The organism is Paenibacillus koleovorans NBRC 103111, assembly GCF_004000845.1.
Classification (GTDB): Bacteria; Bacillota; Bacilli; order Paenibacillales; family NBRC-103111; genus Paenibacillus_AA; species Paenibacillus_AA koleovorans.
On the sequence record NZ_BIMA01000015.1, the window covers coordinates 29,285 to 47,209 of the forward strand.

General features: G+C 57.3%; 16 protein-coding genes. 7 read left to right on the forward strand and 9 right to left on the reverse strand.

Going from position 1 to position 17,925, the window contains the following annotated elements:
* Nucleotides 1-112: 112 nt before the first annotated feature.
* Genes PKO02S_RS07120 through PKO02S_RS07130 form a run of 3 tightly spaced genes read right to left on the reverse strand, consistent with a single transcriptional unit; the run spans nt 113 to nt 5,373 of the window.
* Entirely contained in the window at nt 113-3,526 is a 3,414-nt protein-coding gene (locus PKO02S_RS07120) for a heparinase II/III domain-containing protein (RefSeq protein WP_127580447.1), read from the reverse strand.
* A 40-nt stretch (nt 3,527-3,566) separates the two neighbouring features.
* On the reverse strand, nt 3,567-4,340 hold the full coding sequence (locus PKO02S_RS07125; protein ID WP_127580449.1) for a hypothetical protein: 774 nt from the start codon (nt 4,338-4,340) through the stop codon (nt 3,567-3,569).
* The gene (locus tag PKO02S_RS07130) at nt 4,324-5,373 is read right to left on the reverse strand and encodes an asparaginase (RefSeq protein WP_307720011.1); all 1,050 of its coding nucleotides are present in this window, start codon (nt 5,371-5,373) and stop codon (nt 4,324-4,326) included. Before PKO02S_RS07130 ends, PKO02S_RS07125 begins: the two co-directional genes overlap by 17 nt.
* Before the next feature lie 134 nt (nt 5,374-5,507).
* Here PKO02S_RS07130 and PKO02S_RS32265 point away from each other — a divergent pair, with 134 nt between their 5' ends.
* Together PKO02S_RS32265 and PKO02S_RS07135 are read left to right on the forward strand one after the other, a co-directional pair.
* A complete protein-coding gene (locus tag PKO02S_RS32265) occupies nt 5,508-5,666 on the forward strand; it encodes a hypothetical protein (RefSeq protein WP_164821337.1) in 159 nt (52 codons plus the stop codon).
* A 34-nt stretch (nt 5,667-5,700) separates the two neighbouring features.
* A complete protein-coding gene (locus PKO02S_RS07135) occupies nt 5,701-6,003 on the forward strand; it encodes a hypothetical protein (protein WP_127580453.1) in 303 nt (100 codons plus the stop codon).
* Nucleotides 6,004-6,103: 100 nt separating this feature from the next.
* Here the strand turns inward: PKO02S_RS07135 and PKO02S_RS07140 are convergent, their stop codons facing one another.
* From PKO02S_RS07140 to PKO02S_RS07155, 4 genes are all read right to left on the reverse strand, one after another.
* On the reverse strand, nt 6,104-6,769 hold the full coding sequence (locus tag PKO02S_RS07140) for an ABC transporter ATP-binding protein (protein ID WP_127580455.1): 666 nt from the start codon (nt 6,767-6,769) through the stop codon (nt 6,104-6,106).
* Nucleotides 6,770-6,781: 12 nt separating this feature from the next.
* Nucleotides 6,782-8,089: an ABC transporter permease gene (locus PKO02S_RS07145; protein ID WP_127580457.1), complete on the reverse strand. Its 1,308-nt coding sequence runs from the start codon at nt 8,087-8,089 to the stop codon at nt 6,782-6,784.
* Between the two features lie 64 nt (nt 8,090-8,153).
* Entirely contained in the window at nt 8,154-9,335 is a 1,182-nt protein-coding gene (locus PKO02S_RS07150; RefSeq protein WP_127580459.1) for a sensor histidine kinase, read from the reverse strand.
* A complete protein-coding gene (locus PKO02S_RS07155) occupies nt 9,322-10,020 on the reverse strand; it encodes a response regulator transcription factor (RefSeq protein WP_373865198.1) in 699 nt (232 codons plus the stop codon). Before PKO02S_RS07155 ends, PKO02S_RS07150 begins: the two co-directional genes overlap by 14 nt.
* Nucleotides 10,021-10,156: 136 nt before the next feature.
* Between PKO02S_RS07155 and PKO02S_RS07160 the strand changes: the two genes are divergently transcribed.
* The 3 genes from PKO02S_RS07160 to PKO02S_RS07170 are packed head-to-tail and all read left to right on the forward strand — an operon-like array spanning nt 10,157 to nt 13,618.
* Nucleotides 10,157-11,470, forward strand: a complete 1,314-nt coding sequence (locus tag PKO02S_RS07160; protein WP_127580463.1) for a spore germination protein — start codon at nt 10,157-10,159, stop codon at nt 11,468-11,470.
* Nucleotides 11,463-12,539: a GerAB/ArcD/ProY family transporter gene (locus tag PKO02S_RS07165; RefSeq protein WP_127580465.1), complete on the forward strand. Its 1,077-nt coding sequence runs from the start codon at nt 11,463-11,465 to the stop codon at nt 12,537-12,539. Before PKO02S_RS07160 ends, PKO02S_RS07165 begins: the two co-directional genes overlap by 8 nt.
* Entirely contained in the window at nt 12,536-13,618 is a 1,083-nt protein-coding gene (locus tag PKO02S_RS07170) for a Ger(x)C family spore germination protein (RefSeq protein ID WP_127580467.1), read from the forward strand. Before PKO02S_RS07165 ends, PKO02S_RS07170 begins: the two co-directional genes overlap by 4 nt.
* Before the next feature lie 371 nt (nt 13,619-13,989).
* Here PKO02S_RS07170 and PKO02S_RS07175 read toward each other — a convergent pair whose 3' ends face one another.
* On the reverse strand, nt 13,990-14,304 hold the full coding sequence (locus tag PKO02S_RS07175; RefSeq protein WP_127580469.1) for a winged helix-turn-helix transcriptional regulator: 315 nt from the start codon (nt 14,302-14,304) through the stop codon (nt 13,990-13,992).
* A 146-nt stretch (nt 14,305-14,450) separates the two neighbouring features.
* Between PKO02S_RS07175 and PKO02S_RS07180 the strand changes: the two genes are divergently transcribed.
* Nucleotides 14,451-15,620: an MFS transporter gene (locus PKO02S_RS07180; RefSeq protein ID WP_164821338.1), complete on the forward strand. Its 1,170-nt coding sequence runs from the start codon at nt 14,451-14,453 to the stop codon at nt 15,618-15,620.
* 263 nt (nt 15,621-15,883) lie between these two features.
* Here PKO02S_RS07180 and PKO02S_RS07185 read toward each other — a convergent pair whose 3' ends face one another.
* Nucleotides 15,884-17,119 carry an MFS transporter gene (locus PKO02S_RS07185; RefSeq protein WP_127580473.1) on the reverse strand — a complete coding sequence of 412 codons (1,236 nt, stop codon included), beginning with the start codon at nt 17,117-17,119 and terminating at the stop codon, nt 15,884-15,886.
* Nucleotides 17,120-17,349: 230 nt separating this feature from the next.
* On the opposite strand from PKO02S_RS07185, the gene ahpC reads away from it, so the two are divergent.
* Nucleotides 17,350-17,913 (forward strand): alkyl hydroperoxide reductase subunit C, encoded by a 564-nt coding sequence (gene ahpC, locus PKO02S_RS07190; protein ID WP_127580475.1) that lies wholly within the window; start codon nt 17,350-17,352, stop codon nt 17,911-17,913.
* Nucleotides 17,914-17,925 lie beyond the last annotated feature (12 nt).

Here is a 17,925-nt window from a genome sequence, read left to right on the forward strand (position 1 = left end):
AATATCTTATTCGCTATAAATTATAGCGTATTCGCTATATTTTTACAAGAAAAACCTAATTTCCCTTTATACGCAAAAAGGCTGCCGGTCCAGTGACCGACAGCCTCCGATTCTATGGGTAGCCTCTCCATTCCGAGGAAAGTGGAATAGTGAAAGTATCGCCGGCCGCAACCGCGTAGCGGTAAGGCCGCTCCCCGCCTGCAGCGGGACCGGCCGGCTCCAAGCCCTCAATCAACGTGACGGCGCCGATGTCGAGCTGCGCCTCGCACGGGTCCGCATCGCTCGGCGTCCAGCCGCAGATGCGGAACACGGGGTTGCGGCCGGCGCCGGCCGCATGCACGTACCGACCGGTCAGCTCGTGACCGGCTGCACTTGCGGGCAGCGGGCCGGTGAACCGGACCCGCAGCCAGTTCGCTTCAGCCAGCTCGCGGCTGAAGTCCAGGATCTCGCCCCCGAGCGACGCGGGGGCGCCGTCGATGAGCGGCTGGGCCGCACCAGCCGCAACCCAGGCGATCCGGCTGCCGTTCGCGACGAACGCGTACACCGGCTCGCCAGCCCGCTCCGAGATCACGCCTACATGCCCTTGGAACTCGACGCGCTCGTCAATCAAGTACACTTGCGACGGATCTGCCGCATGCACGATATAGTCCACGCGCCCGTCAAGACGCTCCACGCGTATCGCCGTCACGCCAACCTCGCTCACGCCGCCATGAGGCTCCTCGCGCACCGCCGTCACCTCAGCCGTACTCTCGCCAGCTGTGCTCCCACCAGCCGAGCTCCAGCCGGCAGCACCGGCAGCGAAGCCGGCGCCATCGTCACCGCCGTCTCCAGCGCTTCCAACGCAACGCACCGAGCACCGCCGCACATCGCGCAGCTGCCGCGCCTGCTCACGGTACGGCTCGAGCACCGCCGCGAAACGGCTCACGCCGTCGGCCGGCCGCCGCTTCGCGAGCATATACCGCAGCCGCTCCGGGTTGCCGGGCCGATTGCTCGACGGATGCCCGTCCGCCAGCGCCACCTCGTCGGCCGCCGTCAGCATCGTCAGCCGCAGCCGCACGCCGGTGTCCGCCGCAGTCGCAGCCGATGCTCCAGCCGCCGGCCCCTTCGCCTTCGCCTCCGCTTGCTCATGCGTCCGACCCGCCTCGCCGTCCCCCGGCATTCCCAACACCCGCCACGTGTCGCGAATCGCCCATTCGACGGCGAACGCCGACCCCGGCGCCTCGTCCCGCACCACGTCGGTCAAATAATGGAACCCGCTGCCCGCATACTCGCGCAGCCGCTGCCCCGGTACGGCATCGTAAGGCTCGCCGTACGCCACATGCGCGCCGGCATACGTCCCTCCGGCCTGCGCCGTCAACTGCAGCCCCTCCGTGCGCACAGCACCTTCCGCACCGTGGAACGAGTACACGTGCTCCTCCCCGCCCTCCACATGGAACAGATCAACCGCATACGAATGCGTCTCATCCAGTCGTACCATCACGACACACCGCCGGTATACGGACGTCTGCGCGTACACCTGAGGCGCCTCCACCTCGACGACCTTCACCTCGCCCGCATCCACGAAAAGCCGTGACGCCCCTACAACCGAGTTCAACTGCTTGCTTCCATCAACCGTCACCGTGTTGTGCGCCACCGTGCTGCGATCCCAATGGTGCGTCTTCTGATGGACGTCATCGCATTTCTCGGGATAGCCGAGCTCCGGAGACAAGTCCAAGCCGAACGCGTATAGCCCGATGTTCAGCGTATCCTTATGGCCGTGCCCCTGATTGCGGCCATGGTACAGCCACACCGCTCGCTCCACGTCGCCTGCACCGCCGTCCCTCAAGGCTGCAAACCCATACCCGCCCAAGTGCACGCTCGCATTGTGGAACAGCCCCCGCTCCGCCAGCACCTGCCGCATATCCCGCAGTACCCGCTCCGGATCCAACGAGAACAAGCCGGCGCGAAGCCCCTCGACCGTGCCTCCGTTCGCCAGCACCGCCAATTGTGCAAATACCGGCTCGCCGGTGCGCTCGAACGTGTCGACGGCCATCTCCGCCTTGTACAGCACGTTCGGATTGCCCGCGGAGTCGCTGTCGCCGATTTGCGGAATGTAGCGCCTGAGCATGAGCAGATCGGCATGCGCTCGCAGCATTTGCCGGAACTTGGGGTGCCGGTACAGGTCGGCGATCGGATACCGGTCATAGCCCTGCAGAATGTCGGCGACCAGCTTGAACGTATCGACCCATAGGTTGTTATACAAGGGAGCAGCCTCGTCCCCGAAGCCGTCGCGGTCCACGTCATGGAGCAGCGAATGCAGGATATCGCCCCCGGTATCCGCCCAGCCTCCTGCTTCAGGCCGTAGCAAGCCCCCTTCCTGCAGCACGAAATCCAGCATCTCTTCGGTCGTCCCAGGCTCGTCCAGAACGATTGCCGCCATCGCCAGCGAGCTTTGGTGCATCCCATTATTGCCGTGGATCTGCACCTTCCTAACGCCGGGATACACCTGCCTGACGATTCCGTCCTCGATGTTCGCAGTGATCGCGGCAAGCGAGCTTTTCTCCGCCGGCAGCTTGTATCGCGACACTTTCTCCCGCAAGAACGCCACGACATCAGCCATCTCCGCAGCTCGCTCCTCCCGCAACGCAAGATAGAAAGCATCATATGCGCTGACAAACGAACGAACAAGTCCGGTTTCCCAGATGCAGCCGATCACCTTGCCTTGCCCGGTCAACCCGTGCGAATTGAGGATGCCGTCCTCCCAACGGAACACGCCGCAATCCATCTCCGGGTACAGATCGGCGATGCGATCCAATAGCACAACGCCTGCCTGAGCATACTTCAATTCCCCCGTGTACAAGTAGGCATCACGAAGCTGCCCTATAGCCGAAGCCGCGATTCCGCCATGTCCCCAAGGCGCATCCGTAGGTGGGAACTGATTGCCGCCGGCGTCGATCATAGGGCACCATATTTTCCAATGGTTATAGAACGCCACGAACGTCCAGAAGTCGCCCCGCCACTCTGCCTGCTTCTCCTGCTTGTCTTGCCCGGCCCCCGCGGCCTTCCGAGTTTCAAAATCAACCCAGCCATGACCGTCATCCACGCCCCAGCCCGGCCCGCGCTCCGGATACAGCTCGTTTATCAAATACCGGGGATCCGCCAGCTCCCGCCGGAACAAACCATGCTCGTCCTTCCCGCTCTCATAATAAGAAGCGAAGTCGTTGGACGGGAACACGGACTTGCAGCTCGGGCAAATCAGCTTCCAGGGCTGCCGCAAAGGATCCGCCAACCATGGCCAGCGACCATAGGCGTGATGAGCTTCGCCGCAGACCGGGCAACCGAGCTCCTGATTCACCGCATAGCTGCGCGGGATGGACTGCGGTGTCGGCAGCTGCCATAGCTGCTCCCAGCCCATTTCCACATAGACCTCAGCCTGCTCCACCGCCTGCTCCTTGAACGGCTTCGCCCAGTCATACAGAGTTACATTGCGCCTGACGGCTTCGACTTTTTCCGACGTATAGTAAGTACTGCGAGTTTTCACTCCCATAGGAAACTCCGCCTTTCTCTGTCGTTGTCCGAACCTGCCGCTAAAACAAAAGTCGCGCTTCCTCCGGATGGTCGAGCTGCCACTGAATGATCTCCTGCTCGTGGCGGCACAGCTTCCCCTTGTAACGCAGCCCGCCGTGAGAAATGTTAATGCTGCAGGCGATCTGATCAGAGGCTTCCACCCAGTGCGGCGTCAGAAACGTATTCCACAGCACCGTGCCCGGCGGCATGGCGTATGTAAGCGCATCTGCATCGGTCAAGCCGTCAGGGCGAGAAATGCCCTTGCTCCTCAATCGCGTCTCGAACGGCGCCCAGCGCTCCGGGTCCTGCAGCCCCGAGAACAGCTTCGTACCGTGCGTCTGCCACGCGATCACTTGCGAGAAATCGAGATGGTAGTTCGTCGCGCAGCCCGGACCGCTGATGAATAGAATCGGGTAACAACGTGTCCAGGTAAAGCCAGCCTCCTGCAGCGCATCGGTCCAGGGCCGCATGACCCCTTCCTCGAACCCTTCCAGCAGTTGACCATCCCCAAAGAACTTATTGAGTTTGAAATGCGCCAAAGCAACCGAGGCCCTCACCGCTTCCTCAATCGGCAAAGCGCAGAACGACGCTCGAATATCCGTCAGATTCAAGGCATTGCCTTTCACTCCAGGTGTAATTCTCGTGTCGGGGTCGCTGCGCAGCGTCTCTACGATCCGTTCGATCGACGGCATCGTATAGCGAAACGGCACCAGCTCGTCCCCCTTCATCAGAAAGTTCAACACGCCGTCCCAATCGTCCTGAAACTCTCGCCAAGTGCTAATCGTACGTTGCATGGCTCTCGCTCCCCTCGCTATGGTCAAGCTGGACTAACCGAAAAACAGCCTTGCTGTATCCAACCTGCGTCTTTCCATCATTGTAAATATGCGCCTGCGAAATGCGGTACAGCTTCTCGACCGTATCCCGGTTGGAGTACCCGATCTGTTCGAGGATGCTCGCCACGATGAGCGGCCATTCCTCTTCCGAGCCATCCATTACCTTCAGCGCAAACGCCAGACGCTCCTTCTTCAAGCCAATTCCGTAGACGCCTTTCGCCCCTCCTTTGGCCACGATATTCGGATCCGACAGCAGCAGCGAGCAAATAAAGTCGGTACCCGCCACCATCTCGCCGTGTGTATGCATGAGCATAACAAGCCTTTCGACAGCCGACCTCACGGCCGGTTCCGCGATCAGGTCGGGACAGGCGAGCTTGAGATAAGCTCTCGCGATCGCATCAAGCGGCAGCGCAAACACGGGGAACCCGCAGCCGTCCACCCCGATCACGATCTGTTCCTCCGGGACCTCGGCGAGCATGGATAAAATGCGCAAAATTTCGCGTTGAGCGGGATGTTCGGGATCGCAGTAGGTGACCGGGTCGTACCCCAAGCCTTGGCACAAAGCCAGCACGCCCGCGTGTTTGCCCGAGCAGTTATGGTACACCCGACGCCTCAAGCCGCCTGTCCTCACGACTTCGTCCCTCGCATTGGCGTTAAGCGGATAAGTCGAAGCGCAGACAAGCGACTGTTCCCTCAGACCGATCTTGCCCAGCATCGATTCGACCGCTTCAATGTGGAACGGCTCGCCGCGATGGGAACCGGCCATGACCGCCGCTTCCGGCGGAGTAAAGCCGAACTTGACGTCGATCTCGTGCAGCAGCGCCGGAATCGCTTGAAACGGTTTGGCCGCGGAACGCAAATACGTCGTATGCTTTGGGTTGCCCCACGAATACCGAATCGCTCCGGTTGCATCCACCCCGCATATATGTCCGGAATGGACGCACTCCAGCACTTCTCCGCGGTATTCCTCTACCAGCACATCTTTCATTAGCATCCCCCTCTACTACTCCTTACATCTTGGAAATAAGATTGGCTCATGCAACAGATTGTAGTGGTACAGGTTTAATACAAGTATGATTGTATTATACATGCAAACTCACCAATCTGAGAAGGGACAGGATGAGATTTATGAATCAAATATTGCGGCCAAGGACACTTGTCTTCGCCGCCTGTCTGCTGTGCGCGGCATTGCTGCTGCTCGTCGGCTCCAGCCGGGTATCCGCCGAACCGGGCACCACTCTGTTGTACGAGGACTTCAACGCCATGACGGCGGGGGCGGCGTGCTGACGGTGGAGTTCGACATTTACCCGGTGAGATCCAGGTGTACAACGGCTCGAGCGTCGAGGTCGTCCAGGCTTACGCGGCCAACACGTGGTACCACATGAAATATGTCGTCGATACGTCCACATCCAAATTTGACGTTTATGTCGACGGTGTCTTGAAGAAGACAGGGATGGGGTTCAGCGAGGCGGCCGTAGCCATGTCCAAAATCCAGTTTTTCTCCGGGCAGCCGGCCAGGTCGGTCTACTTCGACAATGTGCTTGTCCGTACAGGAGGCATGATGAAGCTCTCCACCAAAATAGCGTTCGAAGTGCTTATAGTAAAAAAACGGAAGACGGGATGAACATTGTCCGTCCACCCCGTCTCAATTCTGCCCCGCCTTGCCTTGCCTTGCCCTGCCTTGCCTTGCCCTGCCTTGCCTTGCCCCGCCCTGCCCGCCTCCCCTACCTTACCACCGACAACCTCCCGTCCGCGATCTCCAACTCCTTTTCCGCGTAGGCGGATACGGCCTTGGAGTGCGTAACGACGATGACGCAACGTCCCTCCTTGTGCGCGAGCGTCTGGAAAATTTCCATTATGCCGCTCTCGTTCTTCCCATCGAGGTTCCCGGTCGGCTCATCCGCGATGATCAGATTCGGGTCGTACGACAGGCTGCGCGCGATCGCCACCCGCTGCTGCTCCCCGCCGGACAGCTTCAGAATTTTGCGGTCCGCCGTCGCTTGGTTGATCCCGACCTTCCGCAGCAGCTCGTACGCTTTTTGCTTTTTGTCCGGCTCTGTGCTGCCGCTCAGGTGGAGCGAGAGCATCACATTTTCCACCGCCGTGTCGCTCAGCAGCAAATTGTACGCTTGAAAAATAACGCCGATCTCCTTGGACCGATAAATGTCCTTGTCAATCTGCTTCAAATCCAGGCCCTTATAACCGATTTCTCCGCTCTGACATGTGGTCAGTCCGGCCATAAGCGATAGCAGCGTCGTTTTGCCCGAGCCCGAGGCACCTACGATTGCGTAGATGTTCCCCTTTTCAAATTTAGCCGATATTTCGTTCAACACGCGTTTGGGATTGCCTTTATAGGAGAACGACACTTCCCTCAGAGTTAGCACGCTCATTATAGAACCTCCTCAAGTCCGCTCGGACAAAATTTTAATCGGATCGAATCGCAAAATATGAATGATGAAGCCCAGCCCCGCGATCAGCACCAGCACAACCGCCACGCCCAGCAATTCCGCTACGTCCACCAATGATAAGCTGGCCGGGATCTCCCGGATGATCTGGGTCAGCCCGCGCGGAGCGCCTTCGTCGTTTTCGATGATCAGCTTGATGAGCCAATCGGCGATCGGTTGGTTGAGGAACAAGCTGACGAGGATGGCCAACAGGACGGAAATCCCGGCCAGAATCGTCAATTCCCCCAGCAGCAGCACGGCCACCTTGCTCTTCGGCATGCCGATCGCGCGGAATACGCCGATCTCGTACTTCCGCTCCCGAAGCGCGAGCAGGTTGAGCAGTACCACGATGCCTCCGCCGATCACGAAGATAGCCAGTCCGAACACGGCAATCACCTGGTTCAACGTCTCCACCGGGTGCACAGCCCGCTCATAACGCTTCGTATCGTATTTCAAGTCGTAATACGACGAGAGCCCCTTGCCCAGCAGCTCGGCCTGGAACGCTTCGAGCTGATCCGCTTGCTTCAGCACGAACACTTGGACGTCCTCGTTGCGCATCGGGAACGTATCGAACAAGGCGATCGGCACGATGAGCTGATTTCTGGCGTTGTTCATCGGCGAGGGCACATTCTCGCTCGCCCGCGCCTCCGTGTTATCCGAATAAATACCGGATACGGTGCATTTCGAATCGCCGATCGGGCCATTGTTATACTCGATCGTGTCGCCGAGCTTCAGCTTGTTGCGGTCTCTCAAGTCGCTGGAAATCATGCACTCGTTGGCCGAAGGGAACGCGCCCTCGACAATTTGCCGGTCCCCGTTCGCGAACGATTCCGCACTACTGCCGTTCAGCAAACCTATCATCTGGGCGTTAAAACCCAAGGCTGGCCCCGTTCTCCGCGCCTCTTCCTCCTCCGACCGCACATAATCGTCATCGAACAAACTCAAGTTCTTGATCGCCACGCTGACCGACTTGTAAAACGTTACCCCTTGCAGCAGCGAGCTCTCGGCGAACTTCTTGTAGTCCTCCGTAGTGAGCTTGATGCTCTCGGCCTTGACTCCATCGGCCTTCATCTTCTGCGTATTGGCGACGAGGGACACTTCGCCCGCGTAATAATTGCGGGTCTCGTCCATGATTCTAGCGGCCGCATTGGTCAAGGACAACCCGATGACCGAGGCCAGGATCACCAGGGCCAGCATGACGAACAGAATGCTGTTGCGCCCTTTGTTCTTGAACAGGTTGCGGTACGCTTTCTCAACTAAGTACATCCGGTTACCCTCCTACAGAGACAAGTTATGCTATGACTATAGCGGAGGGCGAGTTAAATGACGGTTAAGAAAAACCAAAGGCCGAGTTCCCATCCTTAACCGCCCTTTGATTGGAGTTGGTTGTGGTTGGGCCCTCGCTCTCCCGAGGCAAAGTGACCACAAACGAAGTGAACACGTCGACCACGCTCTGCACTTGGATGTCACCGCCGTGCTTCTCGATGACCGCCTTCACGATCGACAGCCCGAGCCCGCTGCCTCCGAGCTCGCGGGATCGCGATTTGTCCACGCAATAGAACGGCTCGAAGATGCGCTCCAGGTGCTCCTCCGGGATGCCGCTCCCCGTGTCCATGATCGTGAGCCGCGTGCGGTCCTCGGTCTCGGCCACCGCCAGCTTGACTACGCCGCCGGGTTTGCTGTACTTGATCGCATTCTGGATCAGGTTGGAGAACGTCCGCTGCAGCAGTTGCCTCTCGCCATACAGCAGCAAGTCGCCTCCCGAAGTCTCGATGCGGAGGCTTTTGCTCTGCCAAGCCTGCCGATGCTCCTCCAGGAGTTCCTCGAGCATCGCCTGCGCCTCGAATTTCTCGCGATTCAGCGTGTGGAGCTCGGCGTTCATACGCAGCAGATCGTTCACCAAGGCACTCAGCCGTTGGGCGTTCCGCAGCGTGTCGTCCAGCGTCTCCTTGTACTCGTCAAGCGAAGGCTCGTCGTCCAGCTGCAGCACCTCGATGTTGGCGATCATCGCCGTGAGCGGGGTCTTCAGCTCATGCGCGGCGTTGGCGGAAAATTGCTTCTGCGTCACGAACGCCTTCTCGAGCTTCTGCACCATATGGTTGAAGGACAAGGACAGCCGAGACACTTCGTCATTGGAAGGCGGCACTTGCACTTGCCGGAACAAGTTGTTCTCGTCGATCTCTTCGATCTCGCGACTAAGGCTCGTCACGGGCTTCAACGCCTTACCGGCGATAATGTAGGTGAGGGCGGTGCCCACGACCAACACCAACAAGGCGCTGATGATGCTGACCGTCGTAAAATCATGATCCGGGGTCACCCGGATAATCGGGACCGGAATCGCACCGACCCTCGGGTCATCAACACTGATGCCGCGAGTCCTAGGCATGTCATCATAGATTTGTCGCGCGGCGGCAATCGAGGTCACAATCAGCACGGTGCAGGCGAACGAGAGGATCGACCCCATTAGCCAAGTGAGCCGCAATCGCAGCGGCATCGTTTTAAACCGGTTCATTCCGCACCGCCTCCGCAATAAAGTACCCGAGTCCTCGAGCGTTTTTCACAACCTCTTGATCGCCTAGGTGGACGGCCAGCTTTTTCTTGAGCGAGTTGATATGCACCTTGAAGGAGTTGGAGAACATATCGGCGTCGCTGTCCCAGACGTGCTCGATCAGCTTGTCCGCACTCACGATCTGATCCTTGTGCATGAGCAAATACTCCAAGATCGCGTATTCCTTCTTCGTAAGCTCCAGCTTCGCTTGGCCCACGCTAACTTGCTTCAAGGCTGTATCGAGCCGCAGCTCGCCGTGGGCGATGAGCGTATCGGTCAAGACGAACCGGCGCCGCAACAGCGCACGCAGCCGAGCCTCGAGCTCTCGGAAGTGGAAAGGCTTCGCCATATAATCGTTGGCGCCCGTGTCGAGCCCGGCAATTTTGTCCTCCACCTCGGAGCGCGCCGAGAGAATGAGCACCTTAATCTCCTGATTATCCTTCCGAATCGTTCGCAGCACATCGATCCCATCCAGCTTGGGCAAGTTCAGATCGAGCACGATCGCATCATATTCGTTGATCTCCGCCAGCTGCAGCGCTTCTTCCCCGTCCGACGCCGCATCGACCGCATAGCCGAACTTCCGCAGCCCGGTTGTGACCGCCTTTTGCAAGGACAGATCGTCTTCTACCACCAACACTTTCAATGGCATCACCACCATTCCACTCACGTCTCGATTCCTTTAGAATACCGCAGGTTAGGTTAAGTTTCGGTTAACTTTCATCATACCACTCCAACCGGGACATCCTATAGGCAACTATTTCAGGCTCGTGGAATGAGGTAAGCGCATGTCTAAGGATCCGAACGCTATGGCCGCCTATCTGAAAAAAAAGTTCGCGCACAACACCGACTTTTCCGCCGAGGAACTGGATGATGAGCGCGGGAAAGCCGTGGTCTGCTATTTGTCCAGTCTGGTAGAGCCCTCTCATGTGCCCATTCATCTTCAGTATGTGCGCTGGGACAAGCCGAGAACACTTGCTTCGTTAGGAGGCAAAATCGATCTCTCGAAGGAAGAGCTGGAGCACGAGATTCTCGGAGGCCGGCTCGTCGTGCTGCATGCCCGCGGCAACGCGTCGCTTCAACTGAAAACCCGCAACGTATCTCGTTCCGTAGAAGGTCCTCAGAGCGAAAGCGCCATAGAAAGCTCCGAGGACGCCTTTACAGAAGGCGCCATCACGAACTTGGGCATTCTCCGGTCGCATCTGCAGAGCTCCGATCTGATCATCTCCACAGTGGCGCTCGGTACTATCCGCAAGCGCTGCATCACGGTCTGCTACATGCGTTCCATGGACGGAGAGAAGCTCGCGCCGGAAGTAATAGAGCTGCTGTCTACGACCCAATCGGACGTCTCGACGATCCAGGACCTGGCCAAAGTATTGAAGCAGAGACGATGGGGCCCCGTTCCCTTGTTCACTTCGACACAGCTGCCGGAGCAAGGCGTTAAATTTCTTTTGGAAGGCCGCATCGTCTTATTCTTGGACCAACACCCTTATGCTTTGGTTGCTCCTCCGAGCATAACCGATATGTGGTGCGCGCTGTACGACCGCAATCATATGTCCGTCATCTCCCTCTCGATCGTCGCTTTGCGGGTGTTGGGCATTCTCATCGCCTTGACCGTGCCCGGCCTGTATGTGGCGCTCGTCAGCATCAACCCGGAGCTTCTCGATATCGACATCGCGCTCGCCGTAGCCCGCAGCCGGGAAGGCGTCCCGTATCCCGCTCTGATCGAGATGCTGCTGATGGGCATTGTAATCGATATGGTCGGAGCGGCCACCATCCACCTGCCCAAGAGCTTCGGTCCGACCCTTACCATGGTAGGCGGCATCATGCTCGGCCAAGCCGCGGTTCAGGCCCAATTAGTCAGCAATTTGCTGTTGATCGTGCTGTCCGCCACCATCATCGCGAACTATAACATCATCGGCATCCAGAACATGATGAGTCTTCGTTTATTCAAATACTTGAATATTGCGCTGGGCGCCATCCTCGGCATTGTCGGTATGCTGACGGGGATCGTGTTCTTCGTATTCTATCTGGCGGGCGTGTCCACCTTCCGGCGCCCTTACTTGCGCACGCTGAAGGAAGCAGGTGAGGAGCATGATTAGGAACGGGGCGCTGGCTCCGCTGTTTTTCGCCGCTCACTTGGGATTGATCTTCTTCCTCTACCCGGACAAAATGGTGGGGATCGCGCACTTCGGCCACTGGGCCTATATCCTGACCGGGATTGCGCTGGAGTTCGCGATGCTCTGGCTGTTCATGAAAGGTTTGGCGGCGATGCCCGGAACACCCCTGACAACCTTGTTTCGCCGCTGGGGGGCGTGGACGGCCAGATTGTTGCTTCTGCCTCTGGCGGTTTACTGGTTCATCAGCCTGCTGATCGTGCTCCGTATTCATGCGGAGACGCTCATGATCATTTTCCTGCCGCGCACCCCGAAATGGGTCATCCTGCTAGTACTCGTCTTGCTTTCCCTGCAGGCATCGCTCATCGGCCTCCGGGCGGTTTCGCGGGCTACAGTGACGCTGCTGTTGCTGCTGATGCCTATCATGGTGTTCTCGGTCGGGGCTTGTTTCCTAAATACGGACGTACGATATTTGATGCCGCTAACGCCGGACCCTTTCTTTTGGCGCAGTCAACATTACTTGAGCAGCTTGGCTGCCCATTCCGGCTTTTTGTTCTTAGGGATGACTGCGGCCAGATGGGATTTTTCCGCCCCTCGGGTACGTAGAAGCATCTATGTCGCCATGCTTGCTTTGGTCCCTTTATACTTCTTGGCCGTCTATATTCCGATCCTGATCTTTTTACCGGGCAATGTGGACAAGTTCCACTATCCGCTCACCGCCGCTTTCGATACCGTCAATATCGACTGGCTCCTCTTGGACAGGATTACGATGCTCTACGTAGTAGGCTCGGTCACGTTCATCCTCATCTTCGCGGCCCTGCTGATCAAGATCAATACGGAGCTGCTGCGGGACTTGTTCCTCCCGGTGTCCAAGCCTGTGCTCTCCTGCTCGCTGGCCGCTCTTGCATTTATCCTCTGCCTGTTCGTGCCGAATTGGCGGGCCGTGCAGCATTTTCTCGATATGGATACGCCCTTGCGCATGTACTGCGGCGTGCTCATTCCGCTCGTAACCTTCACCATCGGCAAACTGGCGAGAAGGAGGCGATTGGCTTGAAATTGCTCTATCGGCGGATGTTGGCGGCGGGGCTCCCGCTAGTGCTGCTTGGTATTGTACTAACCGGCTGCTGGGATGCCAAATCGATCGACAAACGGCTGTTGCCGCTCATCATGGGCATCGATCAGTCGGACGACCGCCAGTATTACACGGTGCGGCTGCTCGTTCCGCGTCCGGAAGGAGGCTGCTATAGCATTCAGGGGAAAGCGGCGACGATCAGCGATGCCATCGACCAGATGAAGATGAACCAAGAACGCGGGATCGGGATCGTCCACGTAGACACCATCTTAATCGGGCAGTCTCTGGCCAGAGAGGGGATCCACGATGTAATGGAATATGCTTTTCGGTCTCGCGAGCTGAAATCCAAAGCCAAGCTGGCCGTCGTGAAAGGCAATGCGGGCACCTTGATCACCCAACTCGAGGAAGACAAAGGCAAATCGACGCGTATTCAGGATTTCTTCGACACCCATTCAGGCTGGGATCCCAGCGTGGCGCTGACCTATGTATGGGAGGCGTTCCGGGACGTGTTCTCGGAGACGACCGATATGGCGCTTCCTTACCTCGAAAAAGGAACCGATTCCGAGTTTCAGGTGGCCGGCTCTGTCATTATGCGCGACGATCGCATGATGGGCGTAATCTCCGCGGATGACACCCTTCTCTATAATGCATTTCGAGATCGGGGGATGAGCGGCATCATCGAAGTCACGCCGTCGGCCAGCATGCAGATTCTAAGCACCTCTCTCGATTACAGCAAGGAGTGGAACGCCGGAGTGCCGGTGCTGCACACCACCCTGAAGATGGATTGTTTCATCTCGGAGAAAAAGCTTTCCGGCGCGAAGGCCAGCATCCCGATGCTGAAGGAAGAGCTCGAGACGCTGCTTAACGACAGGTACCGCAAGCTGTTCCAGCGCCTCCAGCGAGAACGCTGCGACGTGTTAAGCACCGGGTTGATGTTCCGCAGCAAGCTGGCGCCCGACCAGATCGACCGTTGGGAAGAGGAGTATTATCCGAAGCTGGAATTCGACTTTCGCACCGTTGTGAACATAAGCAATACGGGGGAATTAAAGTTGTTTAATTAACAGGAAGGCGAAGGCAGCGCGAGGGACGCTGCCCTCGCCTTTTTTGTGTGGTCCGGATGTTTAAGCTTCACTAAAGGTTTGTATATGGAGAAGGTTCGAGTCGGACTCGACAGTAACCGTACTAACACGGCACCACCTACCAAGTAACCATCTGGCTCTAGTCCGACTTTTCCCACTTATTAAGGGAGGCTTGGTAGGAAAATGAGTTGTAGTCCGAAAATGCCGAATTGGAATGCCTATTTTTGATACGGTGGCACCAAAACAGCTTTCCTAGTGGGCAAACTCGGACTACAGCACGTTTTGTACGGCTGCAAGTGATTGCAGTCAGGACAAGTCGGACTGCATCGCCTACCGCCCGTCCGTCCCCTCTCTTACCGATCTGCCCAACGCTGCGCCCATTGGTCCATCTCGGTGATGACTTTGCGGAAATCATGCCCCTTGTCGGTGAGCGAGTACTCGACCGTGATGGGCACGGTGGGGAACACTTCGCGGCGGACGACGCCCGTCTCTTCCAAGTGGCGGAGCGTGTCCGTCAGCGACTGGGTCTTCACGACCTTCACATTGCGTCGCAATGCATTGAAGCGCTGCGGACCGTCGCTCAGTTGCGCGATGACCATGAAGCTCCACTTCGCCCCGATAATGCGCAGCGCTTCGCAAATATTAGGGATCGTTTCTTTCTCTGACATCCTGTTCCTTCACCTCGATCCTTTTACTTACAAATAATTAGTAGGTCAATTTACTTGGATAAGATCCATTTGGTTTTCCTTCTTACATTAAGTTAGTACGTAAATTATAATCCTTTCCATAGACGATGGAAAGGGAGATGGGCAATATGAAAAACGTATACTGGCTCGCCCTCGGCGCCTTCTTGGTGGCGACGGCGGAGCTCATCGTATCGGGAATTGTAAATGTGCTGGCGGAGGACCTAGGCGTTACCGTAGCGAAGGCCGGCCAGCTCGTGACCGCATTTTCGCTCGGTTTCGCAATCGGGACGCCGATTCTAGTGGCGTTCACCGCACGCATTCACCGCAAGGCGCTGCTGCTCGCCGCGCTGACGATCTTCCTGGCGGCCAGCCTGGCTTCGGCACTAAGCAACGAGTACATCTATTTACTGTCGGCACGTACTTTCTTGGGCGCCAGCGCCGGGTTGTTCTGCGTCATTGCCTTAGGCGCGATTCCGAAGCTCGTAGCCGGGAATCGACTGGGGAGCGCCATGGGCACGATCGCCTTGGCCTTTAGCTTGTCGATGGTGATGGGCGTTCCGCTCGGGGTGGCGATGTCGAACTGGTGGGGGTGGGAATCGATCTTCTGGGCGATGGGACTGGGGAGCTTGCTCGTGCTGGCGATTCTGAAGCGCAACCTGCCTTCCATTCCAGGCGATGCGCCTCAACCGTTCTGGAGCCAGTTCGCGGTGCTTCGAAGCTGGGCCGTGCTCGGCCCCCTACTGCTCTCCATGTTATGGAGCTCAGGCAACTCCGTCATGCTCACCTACATGGCGCCGCTTGTGGAGCAACAACTGCAGCTCAAGCCAGACGCTGTAGGCTGGGTATTGTTGGGGCTCGGCATCATCGGCATCGCCGGCTCCAAGCTCGGTGGTCTCGCCGTGGACTGGCTGGGCAGCCGGCGGATGCTGCTCTCCAGCCTGGCGGCTTCGGCGATCGCGCTGACCGCCTTCCCGCTGACAGCCGACCTCTCGCCAGCCGTGGGTTTAGGCCTGATCGGCCTATGGGGCTTCTCGATGTTCATGACCGCCCCGGCGATCAATGCCTATTTCGTTCAGGCCGCCCCCCGCTCCATCAACCTCGTGCTGGGCTTGAACACGTCGTTCACGCATCTCGGTCTAGCGGCCGGAGCCAGCGCCGGCGGGGTGCTGCTGGCTTGGAGCGACAGCGTAGCCTATCATCCTTGGCTCGCCGGCTTGTTTATACTGGCTGGTCTCGGTTCTGGAGTGTTGTCGTTCGGGTATCGGAGGGCGGTCGCGAGGTCCGCATCAGAAAAATAACGATACGTCATAACGCTATTTGCTTCACTATCAAGTTCCAGCCAAAAATAACGCTACGAAATAACGCTATTTCGATCAAAATGAGCCGAATCAGGGCATTCTGGCCATATTAACGCTATGGTATAACGCTATTCTTCCGATTTCTCTTTCAAACGAGCAAATAGGGTGATTTCATAACGCTATTGTGCAACGAGCAATTGCTCCATATCTGGGAAGCTAGAGGCCAGCATGAGCTGCACAAGGTCCCGGTCGGTCTCAGCAACCTAAGCACCCGGCAAACCTGCCGGCCCTTCATTCATACTCTTCCGCCGGAATTGGGCATAAATAAAAAGTCCGGTGAAGACCACCATCACGCCTGCCCAGAAAAACCAGGTCTCGACGCCGTACTTCTCCACGATGGACCCGGCCAGCGCTAGTCCGATCGGCGACGAGAGCATAGTGATGCTCGTGACGAACGATAAGACGCGACCGAGCTTCTCCGGCTCGAACGATTTCTGGATCATCGCCATGTAAGGACCGTTGAAAAGCGGCGCTCCTCCGCCCATTAAGAACGATAGCACCACGAACACCGCAAAAGCTCCGCTTGACAGCAATCCGCTGGCGGCACACGTCAGACCGATTAGAATCAAGCTCAGACTCATGAATGTCGTGTCCTTCAGCTTGCCGGCGAAGACAGACAGCAGCAAGCTTCCAAGTACCATACCGACGCTGAACACCGCCTCGATAAGGCTGGCGCTATAGCCGCCGAGGCCGAAGTGCTGCAGCGTCATAAGCGGGAACAGCATGCCGAGCGGCATGAACACGATGCCGAACACCGCGGTAGCGAACGTAGTGATCACAACCGGCTTGACCGCCACGAACGTTTCCCAGCCCAGCTTGAGCTCTCGGAAAAAGGCCGGGGCTTGAACCGTCTCCGGTTTCGGCTGATGAATCTTGACCATAAGCAGCATCGCATTGGCGATCAATGCGCCGATGACGTCCAGGAATAGCACCATCTCCAGCGAGGAAGCAGAGTACACCGCAATACCAAGCGCTGGCCCGAATATGGTGGAGCACGAGAACACCATCTGCTGCCACCCGGCCACTCGGGTCAATTGATCGGCAGGCGCGATCAGCGGGATCGCGGCTTGGAAAGACGGCGCGTGAAAAGCGGTGGCCGTAGAACGTATTAAGAGGACGGCATACACAAATAGTAAGTTAGGCTCCCCGAGTGCGAAGTAAGCGCCGAGCAGCAAGCTGGACAGCGCGATGGAGCCGTCTGCGATCATCATCGTAGCTTTCCGGTTCCACCGGTCCAGCCAGACGCCGATGAAAGGGCCGAGCAGCGCTTGCGGCATGAAGCCGACAAGTCCGGCGATCATCAGTACAGAGGCCGACCCGGTCGTTTCCGTCAAATGCCAGATAATCGAGAACATAACCATCGATGACGTCAAAATCGAGAACAGCTGTCCGCTGAAGATCATCGCGAACTTTTTTTTCCAGTTGGATTGGGAGTGCATGGGTAGGTCTCCTTTTCATTAGGTAGAGGCGACGATGGTTCCATCATAACAAATACCGGAATGCGAGAACAACCAAGCCCCATAAGCAATTACACATCCATGTGCAGGAAAATCCCTTGACAAAACGGGCTACAATATTTAATATTTATTTAGAATAATTATTGATAAGAGTTCTCACTCCATCGATAACTCCTATTCAACCACTACACTTATTCTAGGAGGATTTGTTAATGTCACTCATTGGAACAGAAGTAAAACCGTTTAACGCAAAAGCTTACCAAAATGGTAAATTCATCGATGTTACAGAAGCCGACTTGAAAGGTAAGTGGAGTGTCGTTTGCTTCTATCCAGCAGACTTTACGTTCGTTTGCCCGACAGAGCTCGAGGATCTGCAAAACCAATACGAAACCCTGAAGAGCCTCGGGGTGGAAGTGTACTCGGTATCCACAGACACTCACTTTACGCATAAAGCTTGGCACGACACTTCCGCCACTATCGGCAAAATCACATACATCATGATCGGCGACCCGACGCACACGATCTCCCGCAACTTCGATGTGCTTATCGAAGCAGACGGTTTGGCGGATCGCGGTACGTTCATCGTGGACCCGGACGGCGTCATCCAATCGGTTGAGATCAGCGCAGGCGGCATCGGCCGTGATGCAAGCATTCTCGTCAGCAAAATCAAGGCGGCGCAATATGTACGCAACAACCCAGGTGAAGTATGCCCTGCCAAATGGCAAGAAGGCGCTGCTACCCTGAAGCCTAGCCTTGATCTTGTCGGCAAGATCTAAGGAGCGATTTCC